The 17,834-nt window shown below is 60.4% G+C and carries 13 protein-coding genes and 1 pseudogene; 4 read left to right on the top strand and 10 right to left on the bottom strand.

Going from position 1 to position 17,834, the window contains the following annotated elements; translation table 11 throughout:
* The first annotated feature begins 54 nt into the window (after positions 1 to 54).
* Complete coding sequence (locus ABTV87_RS04715) at positions 55 to 372, top strand: DUF3509 domain-containing protein (protein ID WP_007957256.1); 318 nt, start codon at positions 55 to 57, stop codon at positions 370 to 372.
* On the opposite strand, the gene ABTV87_RS04710 is transcribed toward ABTV87_RS04715, so the two are convergent.
* Complete coding sequence (locus ABTV87_RS04710; protein ID WP_007957255.1) at positions 369 to 869, bottom strand: phosphate-starvation-inducible protein PsiE; 501 nt, start codon at positions 867 to 869, stop codon at positions 369 to 371. The two genes, ABTV87_RS04715 and ABTV87_RS04710, sit on opposite strands and share 4 nt — an antisense overlap.
* Before the next feature lie 293 nt (positions 870 to 1,162).
* On the opposite strand from ABTV87_RS04710, the pseudogene ABTV87_RS04705 reads away from it, so the two are divergent.
* A pseudogene (locus ABTV87_RS04705) lies at positions 1,163 to 1,420 on the top strand (YebG family protein); the annotation flags it as partial.
* A gap of 167 nt (positions 1,421 to 1,587) precedes the next feature.
* On the opposite strand, the gene ABTV87_RS04700 reads toward ABTV87_RS04705, so the two are convergent.
* Complete coding sequence (locus ABTV87_RS04700) at positions 1,588 to 2,607, bottom strand: Glu/Leu/Phe/Val dehydrogenase family protein (RefSeq protein WP_007957253.1); 1,020 nt, start codon at positions 2,605 to 2,607, stop codon at positions 1,588 to 1,590.
* A gap of 184 nt (positions 2,608 to 2,791) precedes the next feature.
* Between ABTV87_RS04700 and ABTV87_RS04695 the strand changes: the two genes are divergently transcribed.
* Positions 2,792 to 3,595: a SirB1 family protein gene (locus ABTV87_RS04695; RefSeq protein WP_007957252.1), complete on the top strand. Its 804-nt coding sequence runs from the start codon at positions 2,792 to 2,794 to the stop codon at positions 3,593 to 3,595.
* A gap of 50 nt (positions 3,596 to 3,645) precedes the next feature.
* Here ABTV87_RS04695 and ABTV87_RS04690 read toward each other — a convergent pair whose 3' ends face one another.
* The 4 genes from ABTV87_RS04690 to hmgA form a co-directional block, all read right to left on the bottom strand.
* Positions 3,646 to 5,016: an MFS transporter gene (locus ABTV87_RS04690; protein WP_433899058.1), complete on the bottom strand. Its 1,371-nt coding sequence runs from the start codon at positions 5,014 to 5,016 to the stop codon at positions 3,646 to 3,648.
* Positions 5,017 to 5,097: 81 nt separating this feature from the next.
* Positions 5,098 to 5,736, bottom strand: a complete 639-nt coding sequence (gene maiA, locus ABTV87_RS04685; protein WP_085608110.1) for a maleylacetoacetate isomerase — start codon at positions 5,734 to 5,736, stop codon at positions 5,098 to 5,100.
* 12 nt (positions 5,737 to 5,748) lie between these two features.
* The gene (fahA, locus tag ABTV87_RS04680; protein ID WP_433899057.1) at positions 5,749 to 7,053 is read right to left on the bottom strand and encodes a fumarylacetoacetase; all 1,305 of its coding nucleotides are present in this window, start codon (positions 7,051 to 7,053) and stop codon (positions 5,749 to 5,751) included.
* Positions 7,054 to 7,056: 3 nt separating this feature from the next.
* Positions 7,057 to 8,352 carry a homogentisate 1,2-dioxygenase gene (gene hmgA / locus ABTV87_RS04675; RefSeq protein ID WP_433899056.1) on the bottom strand — a complete coding sequence of 432 codons (1,296 nt, stop codon included), beginning with the start codon at positions 8,350 to 8,352 and terminating at the stop codon, positions 7,057 to 7,059.
* Positions 8,353 to 8,515: 163 nt separating this feature from the next.
* On the opposite strand from hmgA, the gene ABTV87_RS04670 reads away from it, so the two are divergent.
* On the top strand, positions 8,516 to 9,298 hold the full coding sequence (locus ABTV87_RS04670; protein WP_007957247.1) for an IclR family transcriptional regulator: 783 nt from the start codon (positions 8,516 to 8,518) through the stop codon (positions 9,296 to 9,298).
* An 18-nt stretch (positions 9,299 to 9,316) separates the two neighbouring features.
* Here ABTV87_RS04670 and ABTV87_RS04665 read toward each other — a convergent pair whose 3' ends face one another.
* From ABTV87_RS04665 to ABTV87_RS04650, 4 genes are all read right to left on the bottom strand, one after another.
* The gene (locus ABTV87_RS04665) at positions 9,317 to 11,710 is read right to left on the bottom strand and encodes a dermonecrotic toxin domain-containing protein (protein WP_433899055.1); all 2,394 of its coding nucleotides are present in this window, start codon (positions 11,708 to 11,710) and stop codon (positions 9,317 to 9,319) included.
* Positions 11,711 to 11,888: 178 nt separating this feature from the next.
* A complete protein-coding gene (locus tag ABTV87_RS04660) occupies positions 11,889 to 14,432 on the bottom strand; it encodes a LuxR C-terminal-related transcriptional regulator (protein WP_433899054.1) in 2,544 nt (847 codons plus the stop codon).
* 139 nt (positions 14,433 to 14,571) lie between these two features.
* Complete coding sequence (locus tag ABTV87_RS04655) at positions 14,572 to 15,939, bottom strand: DUF1329 domain-containing protein (RefSeq protein ID WP_007957243.1); 1,368 nt, start codon at positions 15,937 to 15,939, stop codon at positions 14,572 to 14,574.
* A 23-nt stretch (positions 15,940 to 15,962) separates the two neighbouring features.
* Positions 15,963 to 17,756 carry a DUF1302 domain-containing protein gene (locus ABTV87_RS04650; RefSeq protein WP_085608105.1) on the bottom strand — a complete coding sequence of 598 codons (1,794 nt, stop codon included), beginning with the start codon at positions 17,754 to 17,756 and terminating at the stop codon, positions 15,963 to 15,965.
* Positions 17,757 to 17,834: the final 78 nt, after the last annotated feature.

Here is a 17,834-nt window from a genome sequence, read left to right as displayed (position 1 = left end):
CAACCCGATCAAGGCCGGTCAACAACTGCACGTTCAATCAGGCGGTGACGCATCATGGACAATCCTTTTCAGATCATTACCGATGCCTTCGCGCCGGACTATCAGATCAACCTGAGCATTCAGGGGCTCGACGGCAGCATCATGCTGACCCTCTCCAATGGCGGCCGGATTGTCGCCAAACGAATGATCAGCGCCGAACAGCGCAACGACCCCAAACGCCTAAAGCGCTTGGTTCAGAGCATTCAATTCGGCATCGCCATCGAACAGGGCCACAGCGCCATGGCGATCCTCGATGCCATGACCCGCGGCGACGGAATCGCTCCACCACCGCGTCAGGCCAAACATCAGCCCCGGCCAACTGCCGGCCTTTAAAGTTCGCCCTTCTCCACTTCAGGATGTTCACTGGAACCCGTGCCGATCTTGCGGTGCGGGTTCTCGATTTTCACCGAAGGGAATTGCGACGAGGCGTAACGCACCACCAGGATCGAGAACGCCAGCAGCAGAATTCCGCCACACAGGTAGATGATGCCCATGTCCGGCGGATTGTGGTGCGAGACGTTGGAGATCAGCAGGCGCGTCAGTGCGGTGATCGCCACGTAGATCAGGAAGCGCACCGGCATGTGGTTGGTCTTGAAGTAAATCCCGACCATCGCCCCCAGTTCCAGATAGATGAACAGCAACAGAATGTCATCGATCTTGATGTGCCCTTCCTCGAGCATCCCGAGAAACTCCATCACCGCCGCCCAGGCGGTTACTGCACCAATGGCGAACAGCGCCAGGTAGTGGAAGGTCTCGACGAACAGGTTGCCCAGGGACTCGGCCAGTTGATGCACGTTTTGCCGCAGTTTCTCGGCCCAGTTGATTTTCACGATGAAGGTTCCTTAGCCCGGTTCGAGCGGATGTTGCGTGCTGGACGTGACGGTTATTGCGCACGTACGCAGATGCATGCAGAAAAGAGGCCACGCCATCATGGCGAGCCGCCGCAAAACCCGCGCCGTGGCGTTTGGTCGCACCTGTGCGCTGGCGCCGGGCTGACAAAATCCGAATCCGGTCTACATTGAAAAGCCACTACCCAAAGCGCAGGGATTCGCTTATCCTTTTCGCTGTATATAGATACAGTAGTCGCAAAGACAACTTAATGTGAAGGCATGTGAGGTGGTGAATGGCCGTCGAAGTGGTATACCGCAGCAGCCGAGATCTGGAGCGCTTGTTCATGGATAAAGCCGAAGCTGACCGTCATGACAAAATGCTCGAACTGGCCGAACTGTTGGCCGAAGTGCTGGAAAAAGCCGTTCCTTCGTTGAGCGAGCAGCAAGTGGAAGAAGTCGGGATCTTCATGGCGAAGAACCGCGATGTGTTCGCCCGGGCGTTCAAGAGCCAGCCAGATGCCCTGTCGGAGCTGATCAACGCACCAGCGGCACCGGTTGTGGCAACCGAGCCGGCAGACGTGGCTGAACCGGCAGAAGCGCCAGCCAAACCTGCCAAGGCGGCAAAGGCTGCGAAGTAATCGGCACCTGAATTGGAGCCTCTGAATTGAATAGCCCCTGAGTTGAAAGACTCAGGGGCTTTTTCATGCCCGGACAAATCTCAGCGGTACAAAACCTTTTCCGCCAACTCGTCCGCCACCCGCGCGGGTGAACGTTTTTCCGCCTGGGCATGAGCGAAGACTTCGGTCAGCCGCGAACTGATCTTCGACAGGTGCGCGGTGATGGTCGTCAGTTCTTCGCCTCGATGCTTGAGGGAAACGTAGATCAGCCCGCCAGCATTGATCACGTAATCCGGCGCGTACAGGATGCCGCGCCGTTCCAGTTGATCGGCGACGTCCAGGTGCGTCAGCTGATTGTTGGCCGACCCGGCCACTGCCGAACAGCGCAACTGGGTGACCGAGTGACTGTTGAGCACCCCGCCCAGGCCGCACGGCGCGAGGATGTCGCACGGTGTACTGAGCAACGCGTCATTGGCAATCGGATGAGCGTTGAGCTGTTCCATCGCCAGTTGCACCTTGCCGTGGTCTATGTCGCTGACCAGCAGCTCGGCACCGGCGGCATGCAGTTGTTCGGCCAGTGCATAACCGACATTCCCCAGCCCCTGAATCGCCACGCGCAAGCCTTCGAGATTGTCGCTGCCCAGGCGCGCCATGGCCGTGGCGCGAATTCCGGTGAACACGCCCATCGCCGCATGCGGCGCCGGGTCGCCGGCCGAGGTGGTGCTGGTGACATGCTGGGTCTGCTGGGCGATGCAATCCATGTCCGCCACCGAAGTGCCGCTGTCGATGGCAGTGATGTAGCGCCCGTCGAGCTGATCGATGCAACGGCCGAAGGCTTCGAACAGCGCGCCACGATTTTCCACATGGGCCGGCCGCACGATCACGGCGACACCGCCGCCCTGGGCGAGGCCGGCCAGCGCGGCCTTGTAGCTCATGCCCTGGGCCAGGCGTATGGCGTCCTCGACTGCGGATTCGTCGTTCGGATAGGCAAGATAACGACACCCGCCCAGGGCTGGCCCGAGGCGACTGTTATGAATGGCAATGACCGCCTTCAATCCGGACACCGGATCAACGCTAAGGTGCAGCGATTCCAGGCGAGTGCTTTGCATGAGAGCGAACATCGGCAGGCTCCCGAATCACTTCTGGTAGACGCCAGTATAGGCTTGCGCCTGAAAATTGCTGAAGCGCACCGGAATAAGCGCCGCCACCGATCGGAGGGTTGTGGCATAACCCGGTGGCAGAGCGGCCCGGTACTGGACGAATGGCAAAGACGGGGCTAAAACGAGGCATGCCCCGGAGATTTAGATGAGTCCGCGCCAACGTTTCTTCGACTGTCTGCACCGTTCACCGCCCGCGCTGTTCGAGGCCGCGTTGTGGATGGCCGCCGAACACGACAAACAAGCCGATCCCGAAGCGCTGTTGCAGGAATTCAAGGAACTGCAGCAGCGGGTCAGCTATGGCTTGCCGTTGCTGCCGGTCAGCGAGCTGGCGCAACCGCTGCTGCGGCGCATGACCGACCTGGGGTTTGCCCAGGATGATTTCGTACCGCTACGCCCGCAGGCCGCGATGGTGCACAAAGTCATGCAGACCAAACGCGGCCAGCCGCTGGCGCTGGCACTGATCGCTCTGGAACTGGCCCGTGGCCTGGAGATTCCGCTGGTGGGCGTGAACTTCCCCGGGCATTTCCTGCTTAAGGTTCCCGGGGCCGATCACCTGCTCGATCCATGCGGCGGGCGGCGTCTGTATCCGAACGATTGCCGCGAACTGCTGCATCGCCAGTACGGCCACCAGATGAAACTCAACGCCGACCACCTGCTGACTGCCGAACCGGTGCAGATGCTTCAGCGTCTGTCACGCAACCTGCGCCAGCTGCACCTGACCCACGACGACTTCATCGCGGCGCTGATCGATGCCGAGCGCGTGCTCGAACTGGGCAACGCCAGCGCCGCCGACTATCTGGCTCGCGCCAGTCTGTACCAGCGCCTCGATTGCCCGAACGCCGAGCGTTTCGATCTGGAGCACGCGCTATTGCTCAGTGACGACCCGATTCAGCGACTTCGGCTGACGGAACGGCTGGGGCATCTGCCGCCGAACTCAGTCGTCCACTGATCCCTTGTGGGAGCGAGCTTGCTCGCGAATCAGGCGACACGGTCGATCAGTCAAACCGCGTTATCGTTCTTCGCGAGCAAGCTCGCTCCCACAGGTTTTTGCGCAAGCTGCGAAGGCGAACGCACCTGAATGATCAGCAACGCCGCAATCACTGCCGGAATCGCGCAGAAGAAAAAAATCTGCTCCACCGGAATGTGCATCGCCAACAGCAGGCTGCCGAACAGCGGCCCGAGAATCGAGCCGAACCGCCCGACTCCCAATGCCCAGCCAGTGCCGGTGGCACGCACATGCGCCGGATAGAAATTGCTGGCGAACGCATTGAGCGTCAGTTGCCCGCCAATGATGCAGAACCCCGCCGCAAACACACAGGCCACCAGATAGCGCGGGTTGTCGTGATTCAGGCCTAACAAAATCGTGCACACCGCCGCGCCAGCCAGCACGCCGGACAGCAGCCGCACCTTGCTTTTCAACCGGTCGGCGAACCACGCCATGCAGATCGCGCCCAGCGTGCCGGCGAACAGGAACATCGACGTCACCAGGTTCGCTTCATTGAGTTTCAGGCCACTTTCCAGCAGCAGCGACGGCAGCCAGCTGATCATGAAATACAGCAGGATCAGGCTGACGAAAAACGTCGACCAGATCAGCAAGGTCGGGCGTGCGTAACCGTTGCGGAACAACTCCACCACGGTCAGTTTGCTGCCCTGCTCGCGCTCGTTCTGCTCGACCGATGCCGCCGGTGGCTGCCAGTCCGGCAGCATCCGCGCGGTGACCTTGCGCAGGCGCGCATAGGGCGGCGCATCGCGCAGCAGGCGTGGCAAGGATTCCGGCAACAGCCACCAGAGGAACGGGAACAGCAGCAACGGCGTGACACCGCCAGCAAGGAACACCGCTTGCCAACCGAAACGGTCGATGAAACCCGCCGCGACAAAACCACCCGCCGCACCGCCGAACGAGAAGCCGCAGGCCGCCAGCGTCACCATCAACGTGCGCAGGCGTGGCGGTGAATATTCCGACATCAACGCCATGGCGCTGGGCATCGCGCCGCCCATGCCGATGCCGCAGATGAAGCGCGCGATCATCAGGGTATTCAGGGAATCGGCGAACACCATCAGCACGGTGAGGCTGGCGTAGATCAGCACGCAGGCGAGCAGAATCCGTCGAACACCGAAGCGGTCGGCCAGCGGCGTCACAGCGAGAGAGCCGAGGGTCAGCCCCAGCAAGTTGGCACTGAAAACCGGGCCGAACGCGGACTTTTCGAGGCCCCAGTCCTGCGCCAGCGCCGGCACCACGTAACCGAGCACCTGGGCGTCATAGCCGTCGGTGACCAGCAGCAAGGCGAGAAGAATCAGGAGCAACCACTGAAAGCGGGACACAGGACGGGCGTCGAGTGCCGCCCGAAAGCTGGCAATCTGGTTGTGCATCGCAGGGTACCTGTTTTGTTTTTATGATTTTTTGCGGGTAACCGGAATGGCTCCCGTGCGTTGCACGGGAGCCATCAAATGCTACTTCGGCGTGTCCGGCTGATTCGCCGGATGCGCTGCAATGAACGCCGGATGCTCAGCGGCCAACGCGGCCACCCGACGAATCCGTGGATACGCCTCCAGCGATACGTTGAACCGCTCGGCCGCGTACAACTGCGGAATCAGGTATACGTCCGCCACACACGGCCACTCGCCGAAACAGAAACCGCTGTCGCCGATCAACTGCTCCACCGTCGCCAGCCCCTGACTGATCCAGTGAGCGATCCACTCGTTAACTTGCGGCTCGTCATGCCCCAACCCGCGCAAGCGGTTGAGCACACTGACGTTATGCAACGGATGCACGTCGCAGCCGATCACCGCCGCCACGCCGCGCACCTGTGCACGGGCAACGAGGTCTTCGGGCAGCAACGGCACCTGTGGATAACGTTCCTCCAGGTACTCGATGATCGCCGGCGACTGAATCAGCAACTTGTCGTCATCAGTGCGCAAGGCCGGCACCCGGCCCTGAGGATTGATCGCCAGATACGCCGGTTGCCGATGCTCGCCACCGGGCGGTGCGATCAGGTTGACCGGCAGCGCCTGATAGTCGAGACCCTTGAGTGCCAGCGCGATCCGCACCCGGTACGACGAGGTGGAGCGGTAATAGGTATAGAGATCCATGAGCCGCTCCTGTCAGCGCGCCGCCAGCACGGTGCCACGGCATTCGCCGAAACCGATCGAGGCAAAACCTTCGCGGGCGCAGCGGGCGCGCAGGATGATTTCGTCGCCGTCTTCAAGGAATTTGCGCACTTCACCGGACGCCAGTTCGATCGGCTTTTTGCCACCCTCGGTGATTTCCAGCAGGCTGCCGAACTGGCCATTTTCAGGGCCGGACAAGGTGCCCGAACCGAACAGGTCACCGGCCTGCAACTGGCAGCCGTTGACGCTGTGGTGCGCAACCATTTGCGCAACGGTCCAGTACATGTAGCGGGTGTTGCTCAGGGTCAGACGATGGGCCGGCAGATTCTGTTCGCGCATTTTCTCGGTGAGCAGCAGCACTTCCAGCTCGATGTCGAAACCACCACCCTCCTGATCGCGCTTGTCGAGCAGGTACGGCAATGGCTGCGGATCACCTTCCGGGCGCGCTGGTTGCGCAGTGCGGAATGGCGCCAGCGCTTCGGCGGTCACCACCCATGGCGAAACGCTGGTGATGAAGCTCTTGGACAGGAACGGGCCGAGCGGCTGGTATTCCCAGGCCTGGATATCACGGGCCGACCAGTCGTTGAGCAGGCAGAAACCGGCGATGTGTTCAGCGGCGTCACCAATGGCGATCGGCTCGCCCATCTCGTTGCCCTGACCGATCCAGATCCCCAGTTCCAGCTCATAGTCCAGACGCACGCACGGGCCGAAGGTCGGCTCGGTCGCACCGGCTGGCAAGGTCTGGCCTTTCGGGCGGCGCACGTCGGCACCGGAGGCGCGCACGGTGGAGGCACGACCGTGGTAGCCGATCGGTACGTGTTTGTAGTTCGGCAGCAGCGGGTTGTCCGGACGGAACAGTTTGCCAACGTTCTGCGCGTGCTCGATGCCGACGTAGAAGTCGGTGTAATCGCTGATGCGCGCCGGCAGGTGCAGCTGGCAATCGGCGGCCAGTGGCAGCAGTTTCGCGCCTTGGGCTTCGATGTTGCCGCGGTGAGTGCTGCCTTCGCTGAACAGTTCCAGCAGACGCTCGCGCAGGGCAACGCGGGCGTCGCGACCGAGCTCGAAGAAGGCGTTCAACTGACCGCCGCGCATGGCCTCGACAGCACCGCGCGCAACGCCGTCGAACAGACCAGCCTCCAGCGCCACTTGCAGATCGAAGATGTGCTCGCCAATCGCCACGCCCGCGCGCGGTGCCGAGCCGTCGATGCTGAACACACCCAGCGGCAGGTTCTGCAGCGGGAATTCGGTGTGGCCGTTGGCCGAAGCGACCCAACTGCGGGTGATGGAATTCTGAGTCATGGGTTATCTCCGGGTCGGGTCGAACGTGGCGGGCAGCGTGGCCCAGCAGGCGTCGTAAGTGGATTGCAGTTGCGGGCAGTCGAGGGCGAAGCGGCTTGGGCGCAGCACCTGGCTGGTCTCGAACATGAAGGCCATGGTGTTGTCGATCTTCGCCGGTTTGAGGTCCGCGTTGATGGCTTTGGTGCAGGTCTCGCCGTCCGGGCCGTGGGCGCTCATGCAGCTGTGCAGGGACGCACCGCCAGGCAGGAAGCCTTCGGCCTTGGCGTCGTACTCGCCCTGGATCAGGCCCATGAATTCGTTCATCAGGTTGCGGTGGAACCACGGCGGACGGAAGGTGTTCTCCGCCACCATCCAGCGCGGCGGGAAGATCACGAAGTCGAGGTTGGCCAGACCGTGGACGCTGGTCGGCGAGGTCAGCACGGTGAAGATCGACGGATCCGGGTGATCGAAACTGACGGTGCCGATGGTGTTGAAGCGGCGCAGGTCATATTTGTACGGCACGTTGTTGCCGTGCCAGGCGACCACGTTCAGCGGCGAGTGATTGAGTTCGGTGCCCCACAACTGGCCGAGGAATTTCTGCACCAGGGTGGTCGGCTGTTGCAGGTTTTCGTAAGCCGCGACCGGGGTCAGGAAATCCCGTGGATTGGCCAGACCGTTGCTGCCAATCGGCCCCAGATCCGGCAGGCGCAATGGCGCGCCATGGTTCTCGGCGACGTAACCGCGCGCTTGCGGGTCGAGCAATTCGACGCGGAATTTCAAACCCCGTGGCAGCACGGCGATTTCCAGCGGCGCCACTTCCAGCACACCCAGTTCGGTGGCGATGCGCAGGCGCCCCAGTTGCGGCACCAGCAGCAGCTCGCCGTCGGCGTTGAAGAACACGCGCTCCATCGAACGGTTGGCGCCATAGTGATAGATGCTGATGCCGGCCGGTTTTTCGGCAGCGGAATTGGCCGCCATGCTCACCAGACCGTCGATGAAATCGGTCGGTTCGGCCGGGATCTCCAGCGGGTTCCAGCGCAGGCGATTGGGGGTGACTTCACCCAACGGGCCGCCCGCCAGTTGCCGCTCGAGTTTGACGAATGCCGGGTGATTGGCCGACGGCTGGATCCGGTACATCCACGTACGCCGCGCTTCACTGCGGGTCATGGTGAACGCGGTGCCGGAGAACAGTTCGGTGTACAGACCGTAAGGGGCTTTCTGCGGGGAGTTCTGGCCGACGGGCAGTGCGCCGAGCAACGCTTCGGAGCTGAATTCGTTGCCGAAACCGGACTGGTAAGCCAGGGCTGAATCGAGGTTCATGGAGCCTCCTGAACAGGGAGTCGGCATGGCCGGACGCTCTGGGTCGGAGGTCTTGGCACGCCGGGGTTATTTTTATCGTAATTCAATTACGCATAACGTAATTTGCTCGCTATCCAGCGTCAAGCTATAAAGACGCCCATTCGTTCCGGGACACGGCAGCACCATGGAAAAAACCAGCGACAGCAACGGCAAACAGAAAGTCCGCTCCGCCGAAGTCGGCACCGACATCCTCAAGGCCCTGGCCGAGTTGTCGCCGTCCACTTCGCTGTCGCGTCTGGCCGAACATGTGCAGATGCCGGCGAGCAAGGTTCACCGTTATCTGCAGGCCTTGATCGCCAGCGGTTTTGCCGAACAGAACACCGCCACCAATCACTACGGTCTCGGCCGTGAAGCGCTGCGCGTGGGCCTGGCCGCACTCAACAGTATGGACGTGCTGAAAGTCGCCGCCCTGCCTCTGGCCGAGTTGCGCGACGAACTCAACGAAACCTGTTTCCTCGCGGTATGGGGCAATCAGGGCGCGACCGTGGTGCACATCGAACCGGCGGTGCGCGCGGTGACGGTAGTGACGCAACTGGGCTCGGTATTACCGTTGCTCAGTTCCTCCACCGGCCTGGTCTTCGGCGCGTTCCTGCCGCATCGGGAAACCGATGAATTGCGCGAGCAGGAAATCGCCAGCGGCGGCCATCCGCTGGCAGACGAAAAAGCTTATGCGGCGTTGTGCGAACAGATCCGCGAACGCGGTCTGCATCATGTTCACGGCTTGCTGATGCCCGGCGTCGATGCCTTGTCGGCACCGGTGTTCAACGCTCTCGGGCAGGTCGCTGCGGTATTGACCATCGTCGGCCCGACCTCGCTGTTTCATGCCGACGAAAACGGCCCGGCGGCGCAGCGGTTGCTGGCGGCGACGCGGGCCGTGAGCTGGCGGATGGGGTTTGACGCCCGCTAGTCAGATGACTTCAGCCGGTTACAGCAACAACGTCTGGCTATCGCTGGCCGACTCTTCTTTCAGGATCTCCTCGAGCAGTTCCTGAAAACGCTCGTAGCCGAGACTCTGGCCAGTGGCCGAAGCCACCAGACCGACGACCGTGTTGGCGTCGCCCAGAAGCTGGATCAGGGTCTTCTGAGCCTTGGTCGCTTCTTTCCCTCCGGGAACCAGAGAGGCCAGGTCCAGCAACGCATCCTTGAAATGGTCGAACGCTGTTTCCCGATCTCCGTACTTGTAAGCCTGGGCACCCTCGAGAACATTCCTGGTGATCTGCACCGCTGAAAGCGCCAGCCCCACCGGTGGAATAACCATGCTGACCACCGTTGCAGCCAGAACTGACGTGTCATAAACCAGTTTCCCGATGATTTCACCAAGGCTGGTCGTTTGTGCGTCCACATCGGAAATAATCCGTTCTATGCGGGCGTTGTAACTCGCCCGCAACGACTGCACACGGCTGTTCATCTCAAGCACGGGCGGGCTTTCGGAGATGTTCTTGAACTCGATGTTATTGATGAAAGTCCCGATGATCGGCTGCTCGATGTATTTGACCCGTTCATAGAAATACTGGCCGAGAGCGTTTTCCCTGATCGACGCAAAGAGCTGATTCATCGGGCGGTAATGGATACCATCGGGTGCGTTGGGCGTGTAGAGAATCTCGGTGATTTTTCCGCCCTCTACCAATCTGAAAACGTAGACGCCTTCAATCAGGCAACGCTTCAAATGCAGTTTGAACACCGCACTGTATTGCACGTTGGTGACGGTTTCTCCATAAGGAGGAAACGATGGATCCGAGGCCTTGTCCAGCCCTGCGATCAAACGATTCAACTGTTCAGCCAACCCTGGGGACATCTCGCCGGAAAACTGGCTGGACAATACCGCCCGGTACATCTCGGCTTGCTGCGCTCTAAAATGTATTTCCCGCTTAAGCTCATAGTCTGGATGTTTATTGTTCAGATAAACCGAACGCAACATGGCAATGTACTTTTCTCCCGGGCGCAATGTTCGGGACCAGCTTGCCAATTGACGAATATCAAGATTGTGCAGCGTTGGATGACCTGCACTCACGCGAAAGCGCGGATAAATACCTGGCAGCTTGCCCTCCACTTCACGCACAGTGAACGGCGTCTCTTTGATAATGATCCGCGACAACGAAATTTCTTCACCCTGCTCCAGCTCGACAATAATCTCATCAGGATTGACTACGACGATTTCCCCGGATGCTTTGAGCAGGTCTTCTATTTTATTTTTTATGAGATCACGGCAAAAAGTCTCATAAGGAACAATGCCGGCTTCGCGAGCGTTGACGGTATAGAGGGCTTTCAACTCCGTGTTCAATCGAGCGTAACGCTGACGAAGATCGGCAGACGAGTTTCGATAGCCAACCGGCTGGACAAGACTCTCCTGGGCCAGGTCCCAGGACACTTGATAGAAAACCGCCTCTGCAAGAATCCCTTCGGGTGCCTCGGGCCATTCGTAGAAGTTTGCGCCTTTCCAGGCACTCGGAAGTTGCTGAAGCTGTTTCACATACTTCGTCAATGCGTCCCTCTCCTGAGGATGCGCCTGGGACGTCAGATAGCTCACGCCCTCGTCAGTCCTGACCCAGCCGGCCACCTGAAACTCGAGCTCGCGAATATTGGGGAACGCGTACCAGTCCCGCCCGCCGGGCGAGCCTGGAGCGTACAAGGCGCAGGCGCCATAGGGATTGCTCTTTTGCTGGAAAGCCGTCAGGTCCCTGAAACCATATCGGTATCCCTTCAACACGAACGCCGATGCCGAAATGCTGCGGTCCCCCTGCAGGAAGCGCTCGACCATCTGCATGCTCGACTGATTGAGATGTCCCTGCAAAGTCGCCGAAAACGCGCTGAAAGCGATGCGGGTTGCCAAGGTACCCAACAATGCGATTTGCACACCGTAATCATCAAAGGATTTTCGAAGCGCTTCGAAGTAATCCGATCGGATATCGACCCCGGACAACCAGTTTTCCACGCGTGCTTGAGTCAAGCCTGAAGGAATCTGACCCTCGAACTTCATTTCAGACCGGTGGTTCTGATCATGCAGACCGAACAATGCCAGCTCCAGTAACGAACGCTTATCCTCTTGAACCAGCGTGCGACCAGCCATTTGAATGTTGAAGCGGGAAACGACACTGACACTTTCCGGATCAATTCGAGCACCCAATGCGCTGTTCGTCCATTCCTGAACACGTGCGGATGCATAGGTCTTCAAGGATGCCGACTTACCCAGCAGTTGCCTGAGCTCCGCTTCCTGGCCAGCCATTTGCTGCATCAGGTATTCATACTTCTGTTGATTGTACGAGCTGGTGCCAGCGAGCCATTGCGGACGAACGCCGAGGGTATCTTTTAAATCGTTCATTGCGAGTTCCTTGCAGCATCAAAAACTAAATGACACAACGCCATTTATTCAATGCAACAAAACTAACGCTCAACAACCCCGACTAAAACAAGCGACCCGTTACTTCACATTTTGAATATTTAATAATTATCTCCGAGAAGAAACCGAACAAATAAATCATTCTCCCGCTGTAACGCCGCTATACATCCAAACCCAGTATCTTTGCACTGGCCACTGCTTGCGTTCTGCGCTCAACACCCAACTTTCCATGTATACGCCTGGCATGAGTCTTTACCGTATGTAAGGAAATAAACAGCTGATCTGCAATCTGTTGATTGGAATACCCTTTGGCAATCAGTCTCAAAACTTCCAGTTCTCGCTGACTGAGCAATGCACCGCCGCTCGAACTGACTGCACAAGGTGCCTCGGCAACCCCGTCAATCAACTCGGGACGACGCATTTTCAGTTCCTGCAGCGCCTGATGCAGACCATGCAGGCTGGCCATTTCACAACCCGACTGCAAATGAGATCTGGCCAACAATTCGTCACCCAGCGCGAACGCGACCTCGGCCAATGCCAGGTGGAGGTCGGTTTCCAGAGAAAGCATTCTGCAGTGCCGGGCAGTTTCCAGAAGCTGCTGGAGGCGCACGATCGGGCTGCGAGCCTTGTGTAATTCAACCTGGGCGAGGATCAGCAAGTACTCGACACGCGGAATCAGCTCCAGCGTCGCAGGTGGAGCCTGCAATGCACCGGGTCCCTGATAGTGTCGCAGCAGGCGGGTCATCGCCTCGCAAACCAGTTCGTTACGTCCTTGCTGCAGCCAGAAAAGGCTGCTGGCGTGCAACAAGGCACCGCGATAGACCGTGTCCGGAATCTGCCGCAGTTGCATCAGCCGCTCGGCATCACGCAGGCACACGAAAGCCTGTTCGTAGTCCGCCTGGTTGGCGGCCAATTGCGCCAGTCCGATGAAGCCATACAGCACGCGCTTGTCATGATTTCGTTTGCAGTCCTCCAGACCGGCCTGGAAAAACCCTGCGGCGCGGGCGTCCAACCCCTGACTCAAAGCCAGCCGCCCTCGGCGTAACGCGATTCTTCCCATCAACGGTGTCGGCCGGTTCGATTGCTTGCCAAGCAAATCGTGGACATTGGCCAGGAGGCTTTCAGCCCGGGACGCTGTGCCGCGCTGCTCCAGCAATTGCGCATGATCGAGCTCAAGCAGTGCCTCGAACACCAGCGAGCCTTGCGCGCGTGCCAGACACAGCGCCTGGCGGTTACAGGCATGCGCAACGTCGAGTTCGCCTCTTAAAAGTGCTTGCTGGGTCAATCCGGACAAACACATTGCCCGAGCGATCCAGCTGTCCGCGTCCAGCACTTCCAATGCTTGAGAAAAATGCTCTTGGGCAGCCTCCATTCGCCCCTCGAGATGCGCGAGCCAACCGCTCAACGCCTGCCAGCGTGCAATCAGCTGACACTCACCCTGTGCAGAGGATTGCGGCAGGAAACACGAAAGACGCGCAATGCATTGCCCCGCCTGTTCAAAGCGACCGGCAAACAGCAACGCCGCCGTCATCAGTCCGACCAGCTGTGGCGAACTCATTGTCAGCTCACCGCCGCGGATTTCATGCAGCCGTAACAACAGCACCACCGTTTGCTCTTCGAACAGATGCTCGAAGCTGAAGTGCTGCAACAGACTGATGGCCGCCTCATGTTCTTCGGCCAGGAGAGCCTGTTCAAAAGCCGAGCGCCAGTCATTCGCGGCAGCGAACCACTGGCATGCCCGACGATGCCAGGAACGCCCCGATGGCCACTGCTCTTCGCGAATGACGTGCGACAGTGACGGGCAAACCTGCAGCCAGTCGGCCGAATCGTTCCAGGGCTCGATAAAGCAGCCGAGCACTTGCAGCGTGCGCAAGTACTGGGCGCCCTCTCCGGCACCAAACAGGTGTTCACAGAGCTCGGCATTGAACCGCGGCAAATGCGTCAGCACACGCCAGGCCTCGGCCAACTCCGGGCTCAGACCACTGAACAGTTCGTGTTGCAGGTAGTCCAGCAAGGTGTCCATGCGTTGCTGCGGCAAGGTCTTTTGCGACCAGTCGCATTTTTGCATCAACAGCATCCGCACCCCGGCGCACCAGCCGCCGCTGCGCTGGAAGATGCGCCCCGCCACGCTGTCGGCCTGGGCGGGAGGCAAGTGTCGCAACGCTTGTGCGATTTCGTCTCGGGTCAGCGCCAACGCCGCCCCTTCACATTCGTACAGGGCATCATCGAGCAACAAGCGGGGCCAGTTGCAGGACGGACGACGCCGCGTGCCGATCCACCACGTCAGGGCCGGACTGCTGACCGCCAGCATCCGGTCGAGAAAGGCATCCAGCGCAGGCTCCGGATATCGGCAGTAGTCATCGATCAGCACCCACGTTGTCGAAGTACGCCGCGCCAGTTCATACAGCAGTGATGTCTCGTCTGCGCCTGTCAGTCCCATAGTGCGCGCGAGCCGTTCGCAAAACTCACCAACGCTCAAGGACGAGCCCGCCAGCGGCAACCAACACAGCGTGCAATTGACGGGCGCCTGGAGCAGGCATTCGGTGAGCAGCGCGGTCTTGCCGCTGCCGGCGGGTGCGCAGACCAGTTTGACCCGCGCCGCAGACTCGAGCAGAGCACCGCAAAGACGCGGACGCGCAAGGTGATGGGAAGACAGTCTCGGGAGAAAACCCGCTCGATCCGGAGCGTGGGTCATGGCGGTCATCGGGTACGCCTTTTTATCGTTGTATGCTCACCCTAGCCCTCTCCCCGGCGCTTGTTGACGAGTATTCAGTACGCTGATTGGCGCCCATAAAAAAGGCGACCGTACGGTCGCCTTTTGCCTTGCCCATGTATCGAAACCCTTACCGTACGCCCTCAGCGCGCAGGGCCGACGGGGTGTAGTCGGCGGCCTTGGCTTCGAAGCCGAATTCGAAGCTGTGCTTCTCTTCGTTCTTCATCCCCAGGGCGATGTAGCGGCCGGCGATGATGTCGTAGAGCGCTTCGAGGGTGTAGGCCTGGGCCTGGTGATCGTAGTAGTACTGAGCGTGCCCTTCGGCCACTCGCCACAGTTGCCCACGACCGTCGTAGTGATCGGCCAGCGCCACTTGCCAGCTGTCCTCGTCAATGTACATGTGGCGCTTGGCGTAGATGTGCCGCTCGTTCGGTTTCACCGTGCCGACCACTTCCCAGACCCGGTGCAGTTCATAGCGCGTCAGGTCCTGATTGATATGCCCGGCCTTGACGATGTCGTCGTACTTGAGGCTCGGCGAATCGAGTTTGTAGCTGTTGTACGGAATGTACATTTCCTTCTTGCCGATCAGTTTCCAGTCGTAGCGGTCCGGCGCGCCGGAGAACATGTCGAAGTTGTCCGAGGTGCGCAGGCCGTCGGCAGCGGTGCCCGGCCCGTCATAGGCGACTTGCGGTGCACGACGGACCCGGCGCTGGCCGGCGTTGTAGATCCACGCCAGACGCGGCTCCTTCACCTGATCAAGGGTCTCGTGCACCAGCAGCACGTTACCGGCCAGTCGCGCCGGGGCGGTCACCGACTGTTTGAAGAAGGTCAGGACGTTGGCGGCTTTGTCCGCGTCCAGATCCTTCATCAGTTGCGGCACGGCGATCTCTTCTTCGAAGCGGATCGGCGTGTAACTGCCGTTGGTCTGCGGGGTCACCTGAGTGATGATGCGTTTGACGTTGCCGCCGTGATAGCGAGTGATGTGGTTCCACAACACCTCTACCCCGTTCTTGGGAATCGGGAAGGCGTAGTAGCGATTGCCGGTGAAATTGGCCAGACCGTTACCGTCGTTGATCGTGGTGACGTTGAGCGCGCTGCGCTTGGCCGACTCGTAGATTTCCGGCGGCACGGCCACGGTGCGGTGGGTCGGGTAGACCGGAATCTTGTAGGTCTCGGGGTAGCGCTTGAACATCGCCACCTGGCCGTCGGACAGCTTGTCCTTGTACTTGTCGACGTTGGCGGCGGTGATGGTGAACAGCGGTTTTTCGCTGGCGAACGGGTCAGCCAGGAAACCCTTGCTGTCGACCGCACCGGCGTTTTTCGGGATACCGCCGGTCCAGGCCGGAATCGAGCCGTCGGCGTTGCCGGCCTTCTCGGCGCCCAGCGGCGTCAGGCTGGTGCCGAGCTTGTTGGCTTCGTCCGGCGACACCGCCGCGATCACGTTGGCGGCCAGCAGGCTCAGGGCCAGGACACCGCATTGCAGAATCATCTTGCGCATTGCATTCATCCTTCTCGGGCAGATCAGAAGTTCACACCGAAGCTCAGGGCCACGAAGTCACGGTCTTCGAGGGTGTTGTAGTCACCACCGAAAAAATCGGTGTAACTCAGGCTCGCGGTATAGGTGTTGCGGTAGTCGGCATCGACCCCGACGCTGACGGCCTTGGCGCCTTCGTTGAACAGGCCGTTGGGGCCATAACCGGCGACGTCGTGGGACCAGGACAGGTTGGGCTTGAGGTTGATCCCGCCGATCACGTTGGCGTAATCGAGGATCGCCCGGGCGCGATAGCCCCAGGAGGTGGAGGTGACGAAACCGTCGGTGTCGCCGCCGAAACCGTACTGGCCGTAGACCGAGTCACGGCCATAACGCAGTTTGCTGCGCGATTCCAGTCCACCGACCCGAACCACCGCTGCTTCACCCACCAGAGTCAGACGCTGAGCGCCCCAGACCTGATCGAAAAAGTGCGTCAGCGTGCTCTGGATCTGCGTCACTTCCTTGCGCCGGTAGCCCTTGTTGTCAGCACCCGGCGAGGTGACCAGCGGCGACGCGGCACCGCCGGCAATCGGATTGAGCAGGGCCAGGGTCAAGTCGTTGGTGTTGACCTGCACCGGCGCGTTGGGCCGGTAGCTGATCTCGCCGGTCCAGGCGGTGCCGGTCGGCAGCGTGGTGGAGAAACTCGCGCCGTACAGGCGGATGTCTTCCGGGTATTCGAGGTAATACTGGCCGCGCCCGAGCATCACGCTTTGCGCCAGCCCCGAACCGCTGCCGGGCGCCAGCCGGTTGGCGATCCCGACCATGCCCGGCAGCGCCGCGAGGGTCGACAGCCCGGCGGTGCTGGTGCCAACCGTCGGCGTGCGGCTGTGGTAATTCATGAAGTAGAGGCCGTACTCGGTGTCATCGCCGAGCCAGCGCAACGCCGTGCCCCATTGCCCGGAATCCCGCGCATCGCGGTCGCCGCCACGGGGCACGATCACGCCTTCGCGGGTGACCTGGATCGGCTGACCAAAGGCTGCCGTCAGCGGCGCCAACGGAGCGATCGCCGGGCTGCCGACGGTGTAGCCGTTGTTGCAACCATCCGCCGCCACGTCGACACCGAAGAAGGTGCCGCAGTTGTCGAGGACGGTCTGATCCCATTCCAGTTGGTAGAAGCCCTCGACCGTCAGTTGGTCGGTGAGCCCCTGAGAGGCGAACAGCATGTTCACCGGAATAAGCCCTTCCTTGATCTCCGCACCTGGCCGGCGGAACGCCGACACGTCGATCGGGTTGATGCTGTTGATCGAGTTGCCGATGAAAGTACTTTCGCCCCAACTCACTACTTGCTTACCGGCGCGCACGGTGCCCGGCAGGTCGGCGATGGAATAGTTGTGATAGACGAACGCATCGAGAATCTGCGCGCCGGAAGACTTCGCGCCTTCCTTGCGGCCCTTGTCACTGATCTGTTTGAACTCGCGGTCTTCGTCTTTGAGTTCGAAGTCGTACCAGTACTTGCCGCGCACGAACACACCGGTGTCGCCGTACTTCAGTTCGAGGTCATGGATGCCTTTGAAGATCTTGGAAAAGGTCTCGCCCTTCTTGAAGTTCAAACGCCCGTCATCACCGGTGGAAGACTGGCCGGTCCCGCCGTTGACCGTACCCACCAGCGACTTGTCGGCATCGCGCATGCCCCAGCTCGCACCCACCGACAGCGACGAATCGAAGGTGCCTTCGATTTCCCCGATATTGAAAGCGACCGCGTGCGCCTGGGCACAGCAACCCAAGGCCACCGCAGCGGCGAGCGCGTGCGGTGTGAAGATGGCGCGCATTGTTGTTTTTGTCATGCGTCTTCCCCGGTGAGTGACAGAAGGCCTCACCCTACTGCCGCCACACGGGGACGATAAGCGCACCAAGGAGGTATT

Source organism: Pseudomonas sp. PSE1(2024) (assembly GCF_050990555.1).
Classification (GTDB): domain Bacteria; phylum Pseudomonadota; class Gammaproteobacteria; order Pseudomonadales; family Pseudomonadaceae; genus Aquipseudomonas; species Aquipseudomonas aphyarum.
Note: the sequence above shows the minus strand (reverse complement) of the source record. Positions and strands in the feature narration are given on the sequence as shown.

What these genes read in the sequence shown, in the direction of transcription:
- ABTV87_RS04715 (WP_007957256.1), top strand. Translation starts at nt 55, where the DNA reads ATGGACAATCCTTTTCAGATCATTACCGATGCCTTCGCGCCGGACTAT.
- ABTV87_RS04700 (WP_007957253.1), bottom strand. Translation starts at nt 2,607, where the DNA reads ATGTTCGCTCTCATGCAAAGCACTCGCCTGGAATCGCTGCACCTTAGC.
- ABTV87_RS04695 (WP_007957252.1), top strand. Translation starts at nt 2,792, where the DNA reads ATGAGTCCGCGCCAACGTTTCTTCGACTGTCTGCACCGTTCACCGCCC.
- ABTV87_RS04690 (WP_433899058.1), bottom strand. Translation starts at nt 5,016, where the DNA reads ATGCACAACCAGATTGCCAGCTTTCGGGCGGCACTCGACGCCCGTCCT.
- maiA (WP_085608110.1), bottom strand. Translation starts at nt 5,736, where the DNA reads ATGGATCTCTATACCTATTACCGCTCCACCTCGTCGTACCGGGTGCGG.
- fahA (WP_433899057.1), bottom strand. Translation starts at nt 7,053, where the DNA reads ATGACTCAGAATTCCATCACCCGCAGTTGGGTCGCTTCGGCCAACGGC.
- hmgA (WP_433899056.1), bottom strand. Translation starts at nt 8,352, where the DNA reads ATGAACCTCGATTCAGCCCTGGCTTACCAGTCCGGTTTCGGCAACGAA.
- ABTV87_RS04670 (WP_007957247.1), top strand. Translation starts at nt 8,516, where the DNA reads ATGGAAAAAACCAGCGACAGCAACGGCAAACAGAAAGTCCGCTCCGCC.
- ABTV87_RS04665 (WP_433899055.1), bottom strand. Translation starts at nt 11,710, where the DNA reads ATGAACGATTTAAAAGATACCCTCGGCGTTCGTCCGCAATGGCTCGCT.
- ABTV87_RS04660 (WP_433899054.1), bottom strand. Translation starts at nt 14,432, where the DNA reads ATGACCGCCATGACCCACGCTCCGGATCGAGCGGGTTTTCTCCCGAGA.
- ABTV87_RS04655 (WP_007957243.1), bottom strand. Translation starts at nt 15,939, where the DNA reads ATGCGCAAGATGATTCTGCAATGCGGTGTCCTGGCCCTGAGCCTGCTG.
- ABTV87_RS04650 (WP_085608105.1), bottom strand. Translation starts at nt 17,756, where the DNA reads ATGACAAAAACAACAATGCGCGCCATCTTCACACCGCACGCGCTCGCC.